A 16,399-nucleotide genomic window follows, 5' to 3' on the forward strand; every position below is an offset into this window, starting at 1 on the left:
CGGGATCACCACGTCCTGTCGCCAAACAGGATGGGTGGCGACCGTATGCAGGTTAGCGAACCGGTAAAAAGGCAACCCGGTAGACCCGAAGGTCTCCCGCATACAGCCGCCATAGCGAAGTGCAGACGATAGCCTGCAACGAAGCATGGAGCGCTGATGCACTTTTTTTTGGTCCGAGTCGCTAAACCCGATCGCTGAGTTTTCAGCGACCACCAAACGATAGAGACCCGACCACAAGCGCACAAGCCGGCGGATTCTGGCGTAGCTGTAGGCAAAGGCGCAAGGTTGCGTAGCCTGAAAGAGTGTCTGAGGGTGTTGCTTAAACGGCGGTGTTTAAACCACCGAAAATCTATGGATCACACCGAGCCAATGTGGGAGCGAGCCTGCTCGCGAAGGCGTCGGGTCAGTCGCTAAATGCTTTGAATGACACAGCGCTTTCGCGAGCAGGCTCGCTCCCACAGGGGTTTCGCGTGCTTGCTGGCATTTTGTCAGGGATTCAAATCGCTGGGATATCCAGCGGCGCCGCCATGAACTGGCTGATCCGCGAACGCAGCCATTTCTCCGCCGGGTCGTTGTCATGCACCCCGCTCCAGGCCATCGACAATTGCGCCGCATCGATCGGAAACGGTGGATCTTCGGCGCGCAACGCACACCCTTCAACCAGCGCGCAGGCCGCGTAATCCGGCACGGTGGCGATCATCTCGGTGCCGGCGAGCAAGGCGCGCAGACCGCTGAATTGCGGCACGCCCAACACGACGCGGCGACTGCGTCCGACCTTGGCCAGGTCCATGTCGATGTTGCCGCTCAAGTCGCCGGAGAACGACACCATCGCATGCGGGCGCTCGCAGTATTCGTCGAGGGTCAGCGGCCCCGGTCGGTCATCACCACGCAGGACTTTGCAGGGAATGTCGCGCAGTTTTTTGCGCTTGGCGTTGGCCGGCAATTCAGTGGTGTAACTGACGCCGACGGAGATTTCCCCAGAGGCCAACAGTGCCGGCATCAACAAGTAATTGGCGCGGCGCACGACCACGACAATCCCCGGTGCTTCTTGCTGAAGCTGACGCAACAACGGCGGAAACAAGCCAAACTCGGCGTCGTCTGAGAGGCCGATACGAAACACATCGCAACTGCTCGCCGGTTCGAACTCCTTGGCCCGGCTGACCGCGCCAGAGATGACGTCCATCGCCGGTTGCAACTCCTTGAGAATCGCCAGCGCCCGCGCGGTCGGCTCCATGCCGCGACCGTTGCGCAACAACAACGGATCATCGAACAGATCACGCAAACGCCCCAACGCAGCGCTGACGGCCGGTTGCCCCATGAACAGTTTTTCGGCGACGCGGGTCAGGTTCTTTTCGAACATCAGCGCTTCGAAAATCACCAGCAGGTTCATGTCGACGCGACGCAGATCGTTACGGTTCATGGGCATGTTTTCCTTTTCGGTGTCGGCCGCTTTTGCGGGTGGGCGCTGCGCACTTTACTCGATTAACGGCACCTTGGCCGCGCGCTTGTAAGGACCGTATTCCACTGGCACCCACTGAAAATGTTTGCCCTGCGCGGTGATATGACCGATGCCCGGGAACGGCAGGTGCGCCGCCGTCACCCACGTCTTGCTGACCACCGCCGCACTGAAGACCGCCTGACGCGCGTTGATCGCTTGCGCACTGTTGACGTCAAAGCCGATAGACACTTCCGGATGCTCGAACTGCACAGCCAGGTTATGCACCAGATCCCCCATGAAAACGATGCTCTGATTCTGCGAGGTGAAACGGTAGGTGGTGCTGCCCGGCGTATGTCCGGCCTCCAGTGTCGCTTCGACTAATCCCGGCAACGGCGACTGGCCAGCGGCGAATGTCTTGAAACGCCCGGCGGCGACGTAGGGTGCTGTGGAGTCCTGAGCAATCTTGAAAAACTCTCTGGCGCCGGCCGGAGCTTTGGCCAGCGCCGTTGGATCAAGCCAGTAATCCGCTTCAGCCTTGGCGGCATACACTGTGGCATGCGTGAACAACGCTTGTTTCTGTGCATCGACCAGACCACAGACATGATCAAGGTGCAGGTGCGTCAGCAAGATCGTATCAACCTGCTCTGGCTGGTAGCCGGCGGCCTGCATGTTCGCCAGGAGCTGCCCGGCGGTAGCGCCAATGCATTGCCCGGCGCCGCTGTCGACCAGAATCAGTTGCTTGCCGGTATTGACCAGAAAGGCATTGAACGCCGTCTGGACACCCGGGGTTTCAATCGAACGGCGTGCCAGCAGCGCGCGGATCTGACTCTGACTCATGCCCTGCAACAACTTCGGCGACAGGTCGTTGTACCCATCGAACAACGCGGTGACCTCGTAATCCCCCACGGCCAGGCGGAAATAGCCCGGTGCCTGCGTGCCTAACTGTGGCGCTTGCGCCATTGCACTGGAAATCACCAGCGCGCACGTCAACATCATCGCTGCATTAAGGATGCCTTTCATTTGATTCCCCTTGGACCTGCCGATTGCAGCGCCCCATCGGTTCGCCACGCTTGCAGTCATCGTGCCGCAAACAGCGGGGCGCAGACTTGCAGGGATGTGCTGAGTTCAGGTCAATGCGCTGGAATTAACAACGATTAACTCGTCAGCCCCCCGCCCTCGCCCAACAATGAATACCACTGCGCAGCGTTGTTTTTTGACCTGAGGGGATGCGCCGACCGTGCATTCCCCATCGACACGGACCTTGGCCATGGCTCACTCACAGCACACCGTCGCCCTCGCCCCTGCCAGCGAACCGCGCAAGACCGGGATCGGTGGGCTAAGCCCACAGCGCGAACGACAGGTCAAACAACTGATCCTCGAACGCCTGGGCGAAAGCCTCGAAGTCACCGAGCTGGCCCGCGCCTGTTCGCTGTCACGCAGCCATTTTTCCCGCGCCTTCAAGTGCAGCACCGGGGTGTCGCCGCAGGACTGGATTCGCACCCAGCGCATCGCGCGTGCCAAGCTGCTGATTCAGCACACGGACCTGAGCCTGACGCAAATCAGCCTGGAGTGCGGGTTCTGCGATCAGGCGCATTTCTGCCATATGTTCACCCGCAGCGAAGGCATCAATCCGTTTGCCTGGCGCTGCCAGATCATGCGTGAACCGAAAGCTCACCGTTTACAACCTGCCGTGTTTTGAGCCCGGCAACCGTTGCACTGACGCTCAAACCTGAGGATTATGCCGGAACACCCCGGATTAGAAGGCCTGCGCATGCGCGCGGCACTACTCCGCTCTGTCCGCCGCAGCACCGCAGGAGTGAGCTGTTGAGTCTTTCGCCGAATCAGGCCCTCGGTTTTGGCCCCTATCGGATTCATCCCGGACAACGGCGCGTGCTCGAAGGCGAGCAGCCGTTACGTCTGGGCCGACGGGCAATGGACATCCTCCTGATTCTGCTGGCCCATGCCGGCGAAGTGGTGAGCAAGCAGCAATTGATGGCCGGCGTCTGGCCGGACAGCGTGGTCGAAGACATCAACCTGCGGGTGCACATGGCGGCGCTGCGCAAGGCGCTCGGTGACGGTCAGGCCGGCCAGCGTTACATCATCACCGTGGCGCAACGGGGCTACAGTTTTGTCGCGCCAGTGTTGCTGGAATCCATGGAGGAGCGTCCTGTGGGCGATGTTGGCGGTCGGCACAATCTGCCCTTGCGGCGCACGCGGATGATCGGCCGCCAACCGCTGGTCGACAGCTTGATGACGCAACTGCCGCGCCAACGCTGCATCACCCTGGTCGGCCCTGGCGGGATCGGCAAGACCACCGTGGCCCTGCGCGTAGCCGAGCAGTTGATCGGCCACTATCGCGACGGCATTCGTCTGGTGGATCTGGCACCGCTGAGCGATCCGCGTCTGATCTGTTCACACCTGGCCGCCCTGCTTGATCTGGCACTCCTCGAGGGCGACCCGCAGACGGCGCTGGTCAAAGGCCTGCAACAGCGGCAGATGCTGTTGCTGCTCGACAACTGCGAGCATTTGATTGACGCCGTTGCGGCGCTCAGTGAAAGCATTCTGCGCGGGGCGCCGCACGTGCATATCCTCGCCACCAGTCGCGAGAGTCTGCGAGCCGAAGGCGAATACGTGCAGCGTCTGGACTCCCTCGAATACCCGCCGATGACGACGACGCTGGATCGTGAGCAAACGCTGAATTTTTCGGCGCTGCAATTGTTCGTCGAACGAGCGACGGCCGCGCAGGAAAGCTTCGAACTGAGCGATACCCAGTTGCCCCAAGCGATCGAGATCTGCCATCGGCTCGATGGCATTCCACTGGCATTGGAACTGGCGGCAGCGCAGGTCACCGAACTCGGTCTGGACGGCCTGCTGAGCCAATTGCAGGGTCGTTTGCCGCCGCTGACAGCGGGCAATCAAAGCAGTCTGGAGCGCCACCTCACCCTGCGCGCAACGCTGGACTGGAGTTTCAATCTGCTCGACCACTGCGAGCAAACCTGCCTGCGTCGTCTGGGCGTGTTTCGCGGTGGTTTTACCCTGGAGTCGGCAGCGGCCGTTATCGTCGGCCAACAGATCGACCCCGGCGTGGTGTTTGTCTCGATCACGCAACTGGTGGCCAAGTCCCTGCTCGCCGTCGAAGTGGGTGACGAGGAGGTGTTCTACCGTTTGCTCGATACCACCCGGCGTTACGCGCTGGAAAAACTCGAGCATGCCGCCGAATGCGAGGAAACCCGCGAACGGCATGCCGAACGCTGTCTGGCGTTAATGCATCAGGCGCAGAACGATTGGGAAAATACCCCGACGCTGTTGTGGATCGATCGCTACGCCCGAGGCCTGGAAGATTTGCGCACAGCGCTGGACTGGAGCCTGAACGGTGTCGGCCCCGGGAGTTTGGGAATTCGCCTGGCGGCGGCGTCGGCGCCCTTATGGCAGGAGTTGTCACTGCTCAAGGAGTACGGTGCCTATGTGCGCCGGGCGCTGAGCCTGCTTGATGAACTCGGCGAACCCTGTCCGCACCTCAAAGTCGCCCTTAAACTGGCCCTCGGCAGTGCCTGCTATCACACCTGGGGTGGCACGGCGGAAACCATCGAAGCTTTCGCCGAAGCTCGCCAGTTGGCCCACGAGCACGACGACGTCGCCGGGCAATTGCGCGCAGTGTCCGGGCATATGGCAGTCAACCTCAGTTGCGGGCACTACCGCATGGCGCTGGCCCAGAGCGAACAGTTCGACCGCCTCGGTCTGCACGGTGACCCGTTGTTGTCACTGAGCACCCACCGTTTGCGAGTGCTGGCTCTGCACTATGCCGGCGACCAGCCGCAGGCACGCATTCATGCCGAACAGGTACTCCAGCGCATGGCGCAAAGCGGCCATGTCAACCGCTTCACTCATGGCTTTGGCGTGCAATACGACCAGAGCGTCGCGTCGCTGACGGTGCTGGCACGGGTCTTATGGATGCAAGGTCTGCCGGAACAAGCCTGGCGCACGGCGCGGCAGGCCCTGGACATTGCCGTGCAGATCGACCATGGCACTTCGATTTGCTACACCCTGGCGCTGGCGAGTTGCCTGATCGCTCATTACAACGGTGATCAGCAAAACGCCCGGGCGCTGTTGCAGTTGTTGCTGGAGCAGTCGCAGAAACATTCGGTGCTGCTGTTCAACACGTGGGCGCGGCACTACGCGCAGGTGATTGACGCGCAAGCCAAGGCGCCGGTGCCCAAGGACAGCAGCGGGCTGATACGGGAAATCATGGTCACGCTGGATGGCCGTTTTATGGATGACGCGCTGCTTGAGCGGGCGCTGAGGGGTGACGCCGGCTGGAGCACGGCGGAGATCCTGCGGGCTCGGGCGGATGCGTTATTGAGTGACGATCCGGGTTGTCTGGACGGGGCCATTCAGGAAGCCGAAGACCTCCTGCAACAATCCCTGACCATCGCCCGTGCCCAAGGCGCGCTCGCCTGGGAACTGCGCAGCGCTACTTCATTGGCGCAACTCTGGCAGCGCCAGTCACGCTGTCGCGAGGCGCTGGATTTGCTCAGTCCGATCTATCAACGCTTCACCGAGGGCTACGCGACCCCGGACTTGCGCAAGGTGCGCGTGCTGATCGACGAATTACGCGAGTGCGTGCACACCTGAGGCCAGACGAATCCGTTTGATGTAACGCGCATGCCGGCGTTCAAGCTCAATCCCTTCCCCGCTGCGCTCAAGTTGCTCGCGGGCATAGCAGCGGGTGGTGTTGAGCATCCGGTATCGGCCCGCACTGCCGCCCCGCTCCACCGTCAATAATGACTTCTGCGCCAGACCGTCGATAATCGCGGCAAGCCGCTGCGGAGCCAATTGCGGACAACTGATCACCGCCAGCGCCGCCTCCAGCGTAAACGCCAGTTTGAACACCGATAAGCGTTGCAGCACACGTTGTTCCTGCTCACTCAAGCGCTGATAGCTCCAGTCGAGAGCCGCCTGCATGGATTGGTGCCGCGACACTGCGGTGCGCCGGCCATGGCTGAGCACTTGCAGACCTTTGGCTATTTGCGCTTGCAAACCGACCAGCGCCAGCGCATCGATCTGCGCCGCCGCCAGCTCGATTGCCAAGGGCAAACCGTCGAGTTGGCGACAGATTTCAAAGACCGCTTTGACATCCTGTTCACGCAGGCGGAAATCATGCTGTCGAGCCCGAGCCCGGCTGACAAACAACTGCACCGCAGAATGACCCATGGCTTCAGTGATGCAATCTGCCGTCGAGCGTTTCGGGATGGCCAGGGGTGGCACGTACTGATGCGTTTCCAGACTGACGTGTAAGGCTTCACGGCTGGTGGCGAGAATCGACAGTCGAGGCGCGGCTTCGAGCAACGTTTCAATCGCGGCTCTGCAAGCGTCGCGGTGGTGGTCACAGTTATCCAGCAGCAGCAAGGCATGGCGAGTCGAGAGACCGGTCAAATCGCAATCCAGGGTGCGCAGCACATGATCGAGGAGCGACGTGTCGCCGTCGATCAAGCTCAGATCGACCTGCCACACGCCGTCTCGGTAGTACTGCAACAGCAGCTCTGCGACCCGCAATGCGACAGTGGATTTACCTACCCCGGCCGCGCCCGTCACGGTCATCAGTCGACAAAGTGGCATTTGCCGCACCAGCCCGCCGACCAGCGCATCGCGGCCGGCGACCGGGGTCAGTCGCGCAGGCAGATTATACTGGGGCGTTTGCAAGCCCTCGAAGACCACTTGCGTGACGCTGTCGCAGCGTATCGGGGCAATAAAGCTGTAACCGCATTGCGGCACGTTAACGATGTAGCGCTGACCGTTTTCGCCGTCACCCAAGGCGCGCCTGAGCGCGGCGATGTGCACGCGCAGATTGATCTCCTCGACCACCGACGTCGGCCACACCAAAGCGATCAACTGTTCCTTCCTGACCACTCGACCGGCACGCTCGACCAGCACTTGCAGGATGTCCAGCGCACGACCACCCATGCGCAAGGGCCGATCTCCATCGAGTATCAGCCGTTGCCGCAGGTGGAAGGCGTAAGGGCCGAAATGCAGCACCGACGCCGTGTTCAAATCGTTGAGGCTATCCATGCCAACTATCTTGGCAGCCTCAGATGACGCGACAACCGCTAGACGAGGCGCAGCACGGACATCCGGGTGCGCCAGACGGACACAAGCGCTCTAGCTGAACTGTTCGCGGTACTGCGCAGGGGTCAGGCCGAGCTTTTCAGCGAACAGTGAACGCATGTGCCGCACACTGCCGAAACCGCTTTTGTAAGCCACGGTTTTAAGCGGCAGATCGCTGGTTTCCAGCAGATTTCGCGCGCAGTCGATGCGCGCACTTTGCAGAAACTCCATCGGCGTCATGTGGATGTCGCGGGTGAACACTCGCGCGAAGTGCCGCGCACTCATGTTGGCAATGGCCGCCATGCGCTCGACCGTGAAAGCTTCGTCGAGGTGCTCCAGCACATAATTCTGCGCGCGGGTGATCGGCGTTTCCTGCGGTGCCACGGCAGCCATCAGCGGACTGAACTGCGCTTGACCGCCCTGCCGTTTCATCACCACCAGCAGGACTTTGGCTACATCCTGGGCGAGTTTCTTCCCGTGATCACGGGCGATCACCGCCAGCGCCATATCGATGCCGGCCGTGACGCCACCTGACGTGATCAGATTGCGATCTTCGACATAGATCTGATCGGTTGCGACATGGGCTTTCGGGAAACCCTTGATCAGGCGCTCGGTGTAATTCCAGTGCGTGGTCACGCGATAACCATCAAGCAAACCTGCATGCCCCAGCACGAAGGCGCCGGTGCAAATCGAACCGTAATAGTCGACCCGCTGGGCGGCGCCCTTGAGCCAGGCAAACAGAGACGGAAATCGCTGGTTGTAGGCGCCGGGGCCTCCCGGTACCAGCAGCAGATCATAATGCTCGGCGTCGTCGTCAATGGTCTGGTCGGCATGTACCAAGACGCCGTTGGACGCCCGAAGCGGACCCGGTTCGGTGCCGAGGGTGATCAAGCGATAATGCGCATCGGGCTTCAAGTAGCGATTGGCAACCGAAAAAACCTCCAATGGCCCGGCCATGTCGAGCAGAAGAAAGTCGGGAAACAGCACCATTGCCACGGTTTTCATGGGAGGACATCACTTAAATCTAAGAGGCGTGAGACAACCCGGACATTATGGCCAACCACGACCGCTTGGGCGCAAAAGTTTTGTGTGAAGGCTATCGCAAAACTGTCAACCTGACAGGGACAGTCTTTCAATTTCCACCTACTTATTGCGCAACCCGGTAAACAGTAACCTTCTCCTCACTCGGACGAATTCACGTCCCGCAAGGAGATTCATCATGCTGACCCTTCGCAAAGCCTCCGATCGTGGCCTCGCCAATCATGGCTGGTTGAAGTCCTTTCACACCTTTTCTTTCGCCAGCTATCGCGACCCTCGCGAACAGGGTTTTTCCGACCTGCTGGTGATTAACGATGACCGCGTTGCTGCCGGTAAAGGTTTCGGTCAGCACCCGCATCGCGACATGGAGATCTTTTCCTACGTACTGGAAGGCGCGCTGGAACACAAGGACACGCTGGGTACCGGCTCGGTTATCCGCCCGGGTGACGTACAGTTGATGAGCGCTGGCAGCGGCGTAGCCCACAGCGAGTTCAACCATTCGGCAACAAAACCGGTGCATTTTCTGCAGATCTGGATTGTGCCGGAGGTTGCCGGTGCCAAACCGCGCTATCAACAGGAGCATTTCACCGTACAGAAAAAACGCGGTCGTCTGCAGTTGATCATTTCGCCGGACGGCCACGACGGCTCGCTGAAAGTGCGGCAGGACGCACGGGTGTACGCAGGGCTGTTCGACGGCAAGGAAAGCGCCACGCTGAAATTGCCGGCCAACCGCTACGCCTATGTGCATGTTGCACGCGGCAGTGTTGAGCTCAACGGCCAGCCATTGCAGGAAGGTGACGGCGTACGGGTTCGCGAAGAACAGTTGCTGACTTTGAGCAACGGTGTCGATGCCGAGGTGTTGGTGTTCGATTTGCGGCCGCAGGAACTGCCAGAGATGCCATGACCTGGTATTTCAGTGCTCACGAAAAACGGCCTTCTTTGAAGGCCGTTTTCTATTGTGGTGATTCGGGCGCTTGTTGCGAAGCAGGTCTTGGTGCGCCTATATCTTTACCTACCTGGATCGCCGCGAGTGTCGTCTGCAAGGTGGTTAACACCGCTGCCTGATTGGCGAAGTGCGCCCCCACGACGACGGTGATCATTCCGAGAAAATGGACGGCTGTCGTCGCCCAGTAATGCGCTTTCACTGTCGAGGCTTGTTTGATGGCTTCTTTTGAGTCTTCGGCGATTTTTTGTACGCCGTCCCACATCAAATCGTACCGTTTGTCCCTCTCCGCCTGAGTCAAAAGGTAAGCATCGATTTTTGCCGACACACCCTCGAACCGAGCATCCATCCTCGTCTCAATGGTCTCGATCCTGGCATTGAACTCTTCACGGCTTATAGCGTTCATGGTTTGAGTATTCCGACCTTTACTCGATAGGTCACTGATTGGATTTTGACTGAATTCCGTGGTTCTCAATTCGGCACCTTCCTGGATTTACCAATACCTTCCCTGGTATCAACATCAGTGCGAGTCCTGCGCCCCTCACCGACATGCCGTAACAGTAGGCCCCATCCAACAGGCTCACAAGCCGGGAGATTCTGCCTCTGGTGTAGGCCGTTTCGTCAGAGGTTGTAGCCCTGCCAAAACAGCGTCTACCTACTCATTTTCCGACGCGAACACGTCGACAAGCTGCTCAATCACCGCCCTCACCCGCGCGGTATGGCGCAGGTCTGCGTGGGTTACCAGCCATACCTCATACGGGAGCGGCGTCGTGCGCTCCGGCCAGAGCCTGATCAGGCCATCGCGCTCGCCCATGTACACCGGGATTTCTCCTACACCCAACCCTGCGGCAATTGACCGGCGGACGAGCAAGCTGGAACTGAGGCTGGCGACGATCCGACCGCGACTCAACGGCTCCGACACCAACGTCAGGTCTTTTTTGCCTTGCAGATACGGTTGATAAACCACCAGATCATGCCCTTCAAATGCCGTGCCCAGCTGCGGCACTCCATTGGCATCTATATAAGCTTGGGAAGCAAACAACCCCACCGGCCATCGGGCAATTCGCCGGGCGATCAGGTCCGGATTGTCCGGCCGGGTATTGCGCACGGCGATATCCGCCTCGCGCTTGGCCAGGCTGAGGATTTGCGTGGACGCATCCAGTTGCACTCGCACGTCCGGGTGCTGCTCGTGCAAACGGGCAATCGCCGGAATCAGAAAGTCGATGGCCAGCGAATCGGTGGTACTGACGCGCACCGTGCCGGTCAGGCGATCGTCCAGGCCTTGAATCTGCCGCTCCAGCTCCAGTGCCGAATGCTCCATTTTCTCCACGCTTTTGAGCGCCGCTTCGCCCACCGCCGTCAACGCGTACCCGTCCGAGGTGCGCAAAAACAACGTCGCGCTCAGGGACTTTTCCAGTGCCGTGATGCGCCGCCCGACGGTCGCTTGATCCACCCCCAAGACCCGTGCTGCGCCGCGCAACGTCGACTCGCGGCAGACGGCAAGAAATACCCGTGCATCATCCCAATTCATACTGTCTCCCAGCGATGCAAATTCGCATCATTGTGCCGCCAATTCGCTGCATTAACGCAGCAACGATAGCGGATATGCTGAACGCCATAAACCTTCCTCGAGATCGCTCCCATGCGCACTTCAACCTCCACCGGTATCTGGCTGCCGATCTTCGCCGGCCTTTGCGCCAGCCTGGTCAGCATCGGTCTGGCGCGTTTCGCTTACACGCCGTTGATTCCTTCACTGATTGAAGCGCAGTGGTTCAGCGCCAATGATGTGGTCTACCTCGGTGCGGCCAATCTGGTGGGCTATCTGATCGGCGCCCTGCTCGGCCGCCCGGTAGCGCGCCAGCTCGGCAATAAAAATGCTTTGCGGCTGATGATGCTGATCGTCACCGCCGCATTTTTTGCCTGTGCATTTCCCTTGTCGGTGAGCTGGTTCTTCGGCTGGCGGCTGCTGTCCGGGATTGCCGGTGGCGCGATCATGGTGTTGGTGGCCGCGACGGTATTGCCGCATGTTCCGGCGGCGCGTAAAGGTCTGGCCAGTGGCGCAATCTTTCTCGGCATCGGTCTCGGCATTGCCGGTTCGGGCACGCTGGTGCCACCGCTTTTGAGTCTTGGTTTGCAAGCGACATGGCTGGGCCTGGGAGCTTTGGCTTTATTGCTGACGGCGCTGAGCTGGTTCGGCTGGCCGTCTGACTTTCCGCATCCGCAGGCTGCGCAGGAAAAAGTGTCCGTTGAACCGACACCTCGCGGTGTGTATCTGCTGTTCGCCCAATACGCCTTCATGGCCGCTGGCCTGGTGCCGGCGATGGTGTTTCTGGTGGATTACGTGGCACGTGGACTCGGTGCCGGGGCGCATATCGGCGCGTTGATCTGGGTGATGTACGGCTTGGGCGCGATTGTCGGCCCGGTGAGTTATGGCTTTCTTGCCGATCAGCTTGGCGCACGCTCCGGCATTCGCCTGGTGCTGGCAGTGCAGGCGATTGCCCTTGGGTTGCTGGCGATGTCCCACTCGTTTGTGGCGCTGGCGCTGTTGGCGGTCATTCTCGGTTCATTTCCGCCCGGAATCGTGCCGCTCGCCCTGGCTCGAGTGCATGAACTGGTGCCGGAGCACCATCGCCAACAGATCGCCTGGAGCCGTGCCACGGTGTCATTCGCCACGTTTCAGGCGCTGGCCGGGTTTGCCTATTCGGCGCTGTTCAATGCCAGCGGCGGTCATCACGCGTTGTTGTTCGTCATTGCCGCTGGCGCGATCGTCGTGGCGTTGCTGCTGGAGCAAGCCATGAAATGGCTGCCCGCCCCGGTTGAGCCGCGCTGCTGTGCAAATTGAAGGGAATCATTGCTTGCGCAGCACGCTCCCATTTACAGAACTGATGCCAAGAGGAATCGACATGTCTCTGCCCAATGAAATGACCCGAATCGAAATCACCGCGCCCGGTGGGCCCGAAGTCTTGCAACCCCGCCGCGTACCGCTGCCGGTCGCCGCAGATGGCGAAGTGCTGATCCGCGTGCACGCCGCCGGGATCAATCGGCCAGATGCCTTGCAGCGAGCCGGCAAATACCCGATGAAACCCGGCATGAACCCGATTCCCGGGCTGGAGGTCGCCGGTGAAGTCGTGGCGCTCGGGGCGGGTGTCAATCAGTTCGCCGTAGGCGACAAAGTTTGCGCGCTGACCAATGGTGGCGGTTATGCCGAATACTGCGCCGTACCCGCCGGCCAGACCCTGCCGATTCCCCAAGGCCTGGACTGGGTGCACGCCGCCGCGATCCCGGAAACCTTCTTCACCGTGTGGGCCAACCTGTTCGGTCTCGGCGGCGCCAGCCATGGTCAACGCGCGCTGATTCACGGCGGCACCAGCGGCATCGGCACTACCGCACTGATGCTTTGCCGCGAATTCGGTATAGAAGCGTTCGCCACCGCCGGCAGCCCGGACAAATGCGCAGCGATTCGCGAACTGGGTGGTCAAGCGATCAATTATCGCGATGAGGATTTCGCTGAGGTGATCGCCGAGAAAACCTCAGGCCAGGGCGTCAATGTGATTCTCGACATCATGGGCGGCTCGTATCTCAACGGTAACGTCAGCGCCCTGGCGATGGATGGCCGACTGGTCATGCTCGGCTTTCTCGGCGGCGCGCGGGCCAACGACTTTGATTTGCTGGCAATGATGGCCAAACGCGCGGTCATTACCGGATCGCTCCTTCGCGCCCGCACCGCTGCCGAAAAAGCCGCGATTGCCGATCAACTGCGCGAGCACGTATGGCCGGCACTGTCTGCCGGGCGCTTACTGCCAATGATCGACAAGGTTTATTCCCTCAACGACGCGGCTCAGGCTCACGCGCACATGGAGGCTGGCGATCATATCGGCAAGATCGTGATGCAGGTCGTGTGAGTCTTTGCAGCATTTGGTAATCGTTGCATCGGGACGGTGGTCGAAAAATTCACGCGCAGACCAAGTCATCTGGTAAAAAGCCTTCTTTGTCTGCGCCTGGGTGAAACGTTTAATGTTCCTGTCCTTCATGACGCGTCTGCGCCGCCGCCGTTTGGCGTTCGCCTGCATGGCCGCGCTGATTATCGGCGTGCCGACCAGTTGTGCCGTACTCGAACACACCGAACGCAAACTGCTGTTTCGCATCGAACCGGGCACCGCCGGCTGGTATCACGGCTTGCCTGGCAGCGTGCAGGAACTCGACCTGCAACCAAAGAGTTTCAAGGCCGGGGAAAACATTCATGCCTGGTGGTGGCCGGCAGAAAAGGCCAATGCGCCGGCCATTCTCTATCTGCATGGCGTGCGCTGGAACCTCACCGGGCAGTTGTTCCGCATCGAACAATTGCGTGCGGCGGGTTATTCAGTGCTGGCCATCGACTACCGTGGTTTCGGCAAGAGTCACGGTGATCTGCCGTCGGAGAGCAGTGTCTACGAAGATGCGCGAGTGGCGTGGGAACGCTTCAAACTGCTGCAACCGGACCCAGCCAAACGGCTGATCTACGGACACTCTCTGGGTGGCGCCGTGGCGATCGATCTGGCAGCGGAACTTGGGCAGGCGGCCGCCCGCGATCACTCCGCGCTACCCGTGCGCGGACTGGTGATCGAGTCCACCTTCACCACGCTGGCGGATGTCGCCGCGTCCGTGGCCAACACGTCACTGCCGGTGCGCTGGCTGCTGTCGCAGAAATTCGATTCGATCGACAAGATCGCCGACATTCATATGCCGCTGCTGGTGGTTCACGGTCTGGCTGACGCTTTCGTGCCACCGCGTTTCAGCGAGCAACTGTTCAACGCCGCGCAACAACCCAAGCGCCTGCTGCTGGTGCCGGGCGCGACGCACAACAACAGCATGGCGCTCGGCGGGCAGAATTACCGCAAGGCGCTCGACAGCCTGATGCAGAGCAAGCCCGCCCCACGGATGGCCGGGCCGGCAACCGTGCGCAGCGGGCGGGATACTTAACGGTAGCCGCGAGCCTGCAAATCGAACAGTTGCGCGTAATGCCCGGCCGCTGCGATCAGTTGATCGTGGCCACCCTGCTCCAGAATCCGGCCTTGTTGCAGCACGATAATATGGTCGGCATTGCGCACGCTGGAAAAACGATGGGAGATCAGCAAGGTCATGCGCCCTTCGCTGTGCTGGCTGAAATGCTCGAACACCGCCGCCTCGGCCGCCGGATCCAGGGCGGAAGTCGGCTCATCGAGGATCAGAATGTCGGCCTCACGGCGCATGTAAGCGCGGGACAAGGCAATCTTCTGCCACTGCCCGCCAGACAATTCCTGGCCACCGGCAAACCAGCGTCCCAATTGCGTGGCATAACCCTTGTCCAGTCCTTCGATAAAGGGTGCCGCCATGCCTTGGGCAGCCGCCTCCTGCCAACGCTGCGCGTCGTAGAACGCCAAGGTATCGCCGACGCCAATATTCTCTCCGACGCTGAACTGGTAGCGGATGTAGTCCTGAAAAATCACGCCAATCCGCCGCCGTAACGCGGTCTCTTGCCAATCCTGCAAATCGCTGCCGTCGAGCAGGATGCGCCCTTGGTCAGGGCGGTAGAGCCGGGTCAGTAACTTGATCAGTGTGGTCTTGCCAGAACCGTTTTCCCCAACCAACGCCATGCTCTTGCCGGGCACCAGTTGCAGGTCGATGTTTTCCAGCGCTGGCCGACTGGCACCGGGATAACGGAAACCGACGTTTTCGAAACGCAAACCATCGCCCGGGCAGACGCCGACCGTCAGGTGGCCGGTTTCCACCTGAACCGGTTCGGCCAGGTATTCATAAAGACTCGTCAGGTAGAGGCCGTCTTCGTACAGGCCGCTGATCGCACTCAGACTGCTGCTCACAGCGCTTTGGCCTTGCTTGAACAGCACCAGATACATGGTCATCTGGCCGAGGCTGATCTGGCCATGTACGGCATCGATCACCACCCAGGCATAGGCCACGTAGAACGCCGCCGTACCGAGCAGTCCGAGGCCGAAGCCCCAGCCGTCGCGCCGCAGTGTCAGGCGCCGGTCTTCGGCATACAGCCTGGCGAAGGTGTCGCGGTAGCGTTGCAGCAACAGTGGGGCAAAGCCGAACAGCTTGACCTCTTTGATATAGGTTTCGTGGGAGAGCAAAGTTTCGATGTAGCTCTGCTGCCGACTCTCCGGCGCGCGGCGGGTGAACAGACGAAAAGCGTCACCGGAAAAATGCGCCTCGGCAAAGAACACCGGCAACGCACCGACCACCAGCAGCACCAGCGCCCAAGGGGAAAAGTGCACCAGCAGCACACCGAAGCTGATCAACATGATCAGGTTTTGAATCAAGCCCAACGACTTCATCACCAGCGCCAGTGGCCGGGTCGAAGCCTCGCGCCGGACACGCACCAGTTTGTCGTAGAACTCGGAGTTCTCGAACTGCACCAGTGACAGGGTCTGCGCTTTCTGCAAAATCAGCGTGTTGACCTTCTGCCCCAGTTGCACCCGCAGCAGCGACTGCTGCACCGACAGTGCCCGTTGCGTGCCGGACAACATTGCCAACACCCCCGCCTCCAACAACACGTATCGCAACACGGGCCATAGCGGTGCACTGCCGTGTTGCGCGTGCAACTGCATCGCGGCAACCACGGCATCGACAATCCGCTGCCCCAGCCACGCCGCCAGTGCCGGCAGCAGCCCGGCCACCAACGTTGCCAGCACCAGCCCGAGAAACAAGCCACGCGATGTCCCCCAAACCAAACGCAACGCTCGTTGCGCCTGATCGAACAAGGAGGTGAAACGCGATAAGTCAGGCATGGGGCATTGGACTCGGCAGGCGATGGTGGTGCGTTATGGTACTCCAGCGCTACGACCAAATTTCACACGACGAGCGCGTTATCGTCGACGCGCTTTTCAGAACAAAAACAT

At 60.4% G+C, this 16,399-nt stretch carries 13 protein-coding genes; 6 read left to right on the forward strand and 7 right to left on the reverse strand.

Features of this window, described 5'->3' with window-relative positions; genetic code table 11:
- Positions 1-496: 496 nt before the first annotated feature.
- Positions 497-1,420 carry a LysR substrate-binding domain-containing protein gene (locus ACIF4X_RS11225; RefSeq protein WP_397482161.1) on the reverse strand — a complete coding sequence of 308 codons (924 nt, stop codon included), beginning with the start codon at positions 1,418-1,420 and terminating at the stop codon, positions 497-499.
- 54 nt (positions 1,421-1,474) lie between these two features.
- The gene (locus ACIF4X_RS11230; protein ID WP_397482162.1) at positions 1,475-2,458 is read right to left on the reverse strand and encodes an MBL fold metallo-hydrolase; all 984 of its coding nucleotides are present in this window, start codon (positions 2,456-2,458) and stop codon (positions 1,475-1,477) included.
- A gap of 247 nt (positions 2,459-2,705) precedes the next feature.
- Here ACIF4X_RS11230 and ACIF4X_RS11235 point away from each other — a divergent pair, with 247 nt between their 5' ends.
- Together ACIF4X_RS11235 and ACIF4X_RS11240 are read left to right on the forward strand one after the other, a co-directional pair.
- Complete coding sequence (locus ACIF4X_RS11235; protein ID WP_397482163.1) at positions 2,706-3,137, forward strand: helix-turn-helix domain-containing protein; 432 nt, start codon at positions 2,706-2,708, stop codon at positions 3,135-3,137.
- A 125-nt stretch (positions 3,138-3,262) separates the two neighbouring features.
- Entirely contained in the window at positions 3,263-6,070 is a 2,808-nt protein-coding gene (locus ACIF4X_RS11240) for an ATP-binding protein (RefSeq protein WP_397482164.1), read from the forward strand.
- Here ACIF4X_RS11240 and ACIF4X_RS11245 read toward each other — a convergent pair.
- Positions 6,047-7,504: an ATP-binding protein gene (locus tag ACIF4X_RS11245; RefSeq protein WP_397482165.1), complete on the reverse strand. Its 1,458-nt coding sequence runs from the start codon at positions 7,502-7,504 to the stop codon at positions 6,047-6,049. The genes ACIF4X_RS11240 and ACIF4X_RS11245 overlap by 24 nt on opposite strands.
- A gap of 90 nt (positions 7,505-7,594) precedes the next feature.
- Entirely contained in the window at positions 7,595-8,545 is a 951-nt protein-coding gene (locus tag ACIF4X_RS11250) for a GlxA family transcriptional regulator (RefSeq protein WP_397482166.1), read from the reverse strand.
- A gap of 214 nt (positions 8,546-8,759) precedes the next feature.
- Here ACIF4X_RS11250 and ACIF4X_RS11255 point away from each other — a divergent pair, with 214 nt between their 5' ends.
- Complete coding sequence (locus ACIF4X_RS11255) at positions 8,760-9,482, forward strand: pirin family protein (protein ID WP_397482167.1); 723 nt, start codon at positions 8,760-8,762, stop codon at positions 9,480-9,482.
- A gap of 49 nt (positions 9,483-9,531) precedes the next feature.
- Here ACIF4X_RS11255 and ACIF4X_RS11260 read toward each other — a convergent pair whose 3' ends face one another.
- Together ACIF4X_RS11260 and ACIF4X_RS11265 are read right to left on the reverse strand one after the other, a co-directional pair.
- Positions 9,532-9,927 (reverse strand): hypothetical protein, encoded by a 396-nt coding sequence (locus ACIF4X_RS11260; protein WP_397482168.1) that lies wholly within the window; start codon positions 9,925-9,927, stop codon positions 9,532-9,534.
- A gap of 249 nt (positions 9,928-10,176) precedes the next feature.
- A complete protein-coding gene (locus ACIF4X_RS11265; RefSeq protein WP_397482169.1) occupies positions 10,177-11,052 on the reverse strand; it encodes a LysR family transcriptional regulator in 876 nt (291 codons plus the stop codon).
- A gap of 111 nt (positions 11,053-11,163) precedes the next feature.
- Between ACIF4X_RS11265 and ACIF4X_RS11270 the strand changes: the two genes are divergently transcribed.
- The 3 genes from ACIF4X_RS11270 (at position 11,164) to ACIF4X_RS11280 (ending at position 14,480) form a co-directional block, all read left to right on the forward strand.
- Positions 11,164-12,363 carry a YbfB/YjiJ family MFS transporter gene (locus tag ACIF4X_RS11270; RefSeq protein ID WP_397482170.1) on the forward strand — a complete coding sequence of 400 codons (1,200 nt, stop codon included), beginning with the start codon at positions 11,164-11,166 and terminating at the stop codon, positions 12,361-12,363.
- A gap of 61 nt (positions 12,364-12,424) precedes the next feature.
- Positions 12,425-13,423, forward strand: a complete 999-nt coding sequence (locus ACIF4X_RS11275; RefSeq protein WP_397482171.1) for an NAD(P)H-quinone oxidoreductase — start codon at positions 12,425-12,427, stop codon at positions 13,421-13,423.
- Between the two features lie 112 nt (positions 13,424-13,535).
- Positions 13,536-14,480 carry an alpha/beta hydrolase gene (locus ACIF4X_RS11280; RefSeq protein WP_397482172.1) on the forward strand — a complete coding sequence of 315 codons (945 nt, stop codon included), beginning with the start codon at positions 13,536-13,538 and terminating at the stop codon, positions 14,478-14,480.
- Here ACIF4X_RS11280 and ACIF4X_RS11285 read toward each other — a convergent pair.
- Complete coding sequence (locus ACIF4X_RS11285) at positions 14,477-16,288, reverse strand: ABC transporter ATP-binding protein (RefSeq protein ID WP_397482173.1); 1,812 nt, start codon at positions 16,286-16,288, stop codon at positions 14,477-14,479. The two genes, ACIF4X_RS11280 and ACIF4X_RS11285, sit on opposite strands and share 4 nt — an antisense overlap.
- Positions 16,289-16,399 lie beyond the last annotated feature (111 nt).

Origin of the sequence: Pseudomonas sp. NPDC085632, from assembly GCF_044541255.1 — a bacterium.
GTDB lineage: Bacteria > Pseudomonadota > Gammaproteobacteria > Pseudomonadales > Pseudomonadaceae > Aquipseudomonas.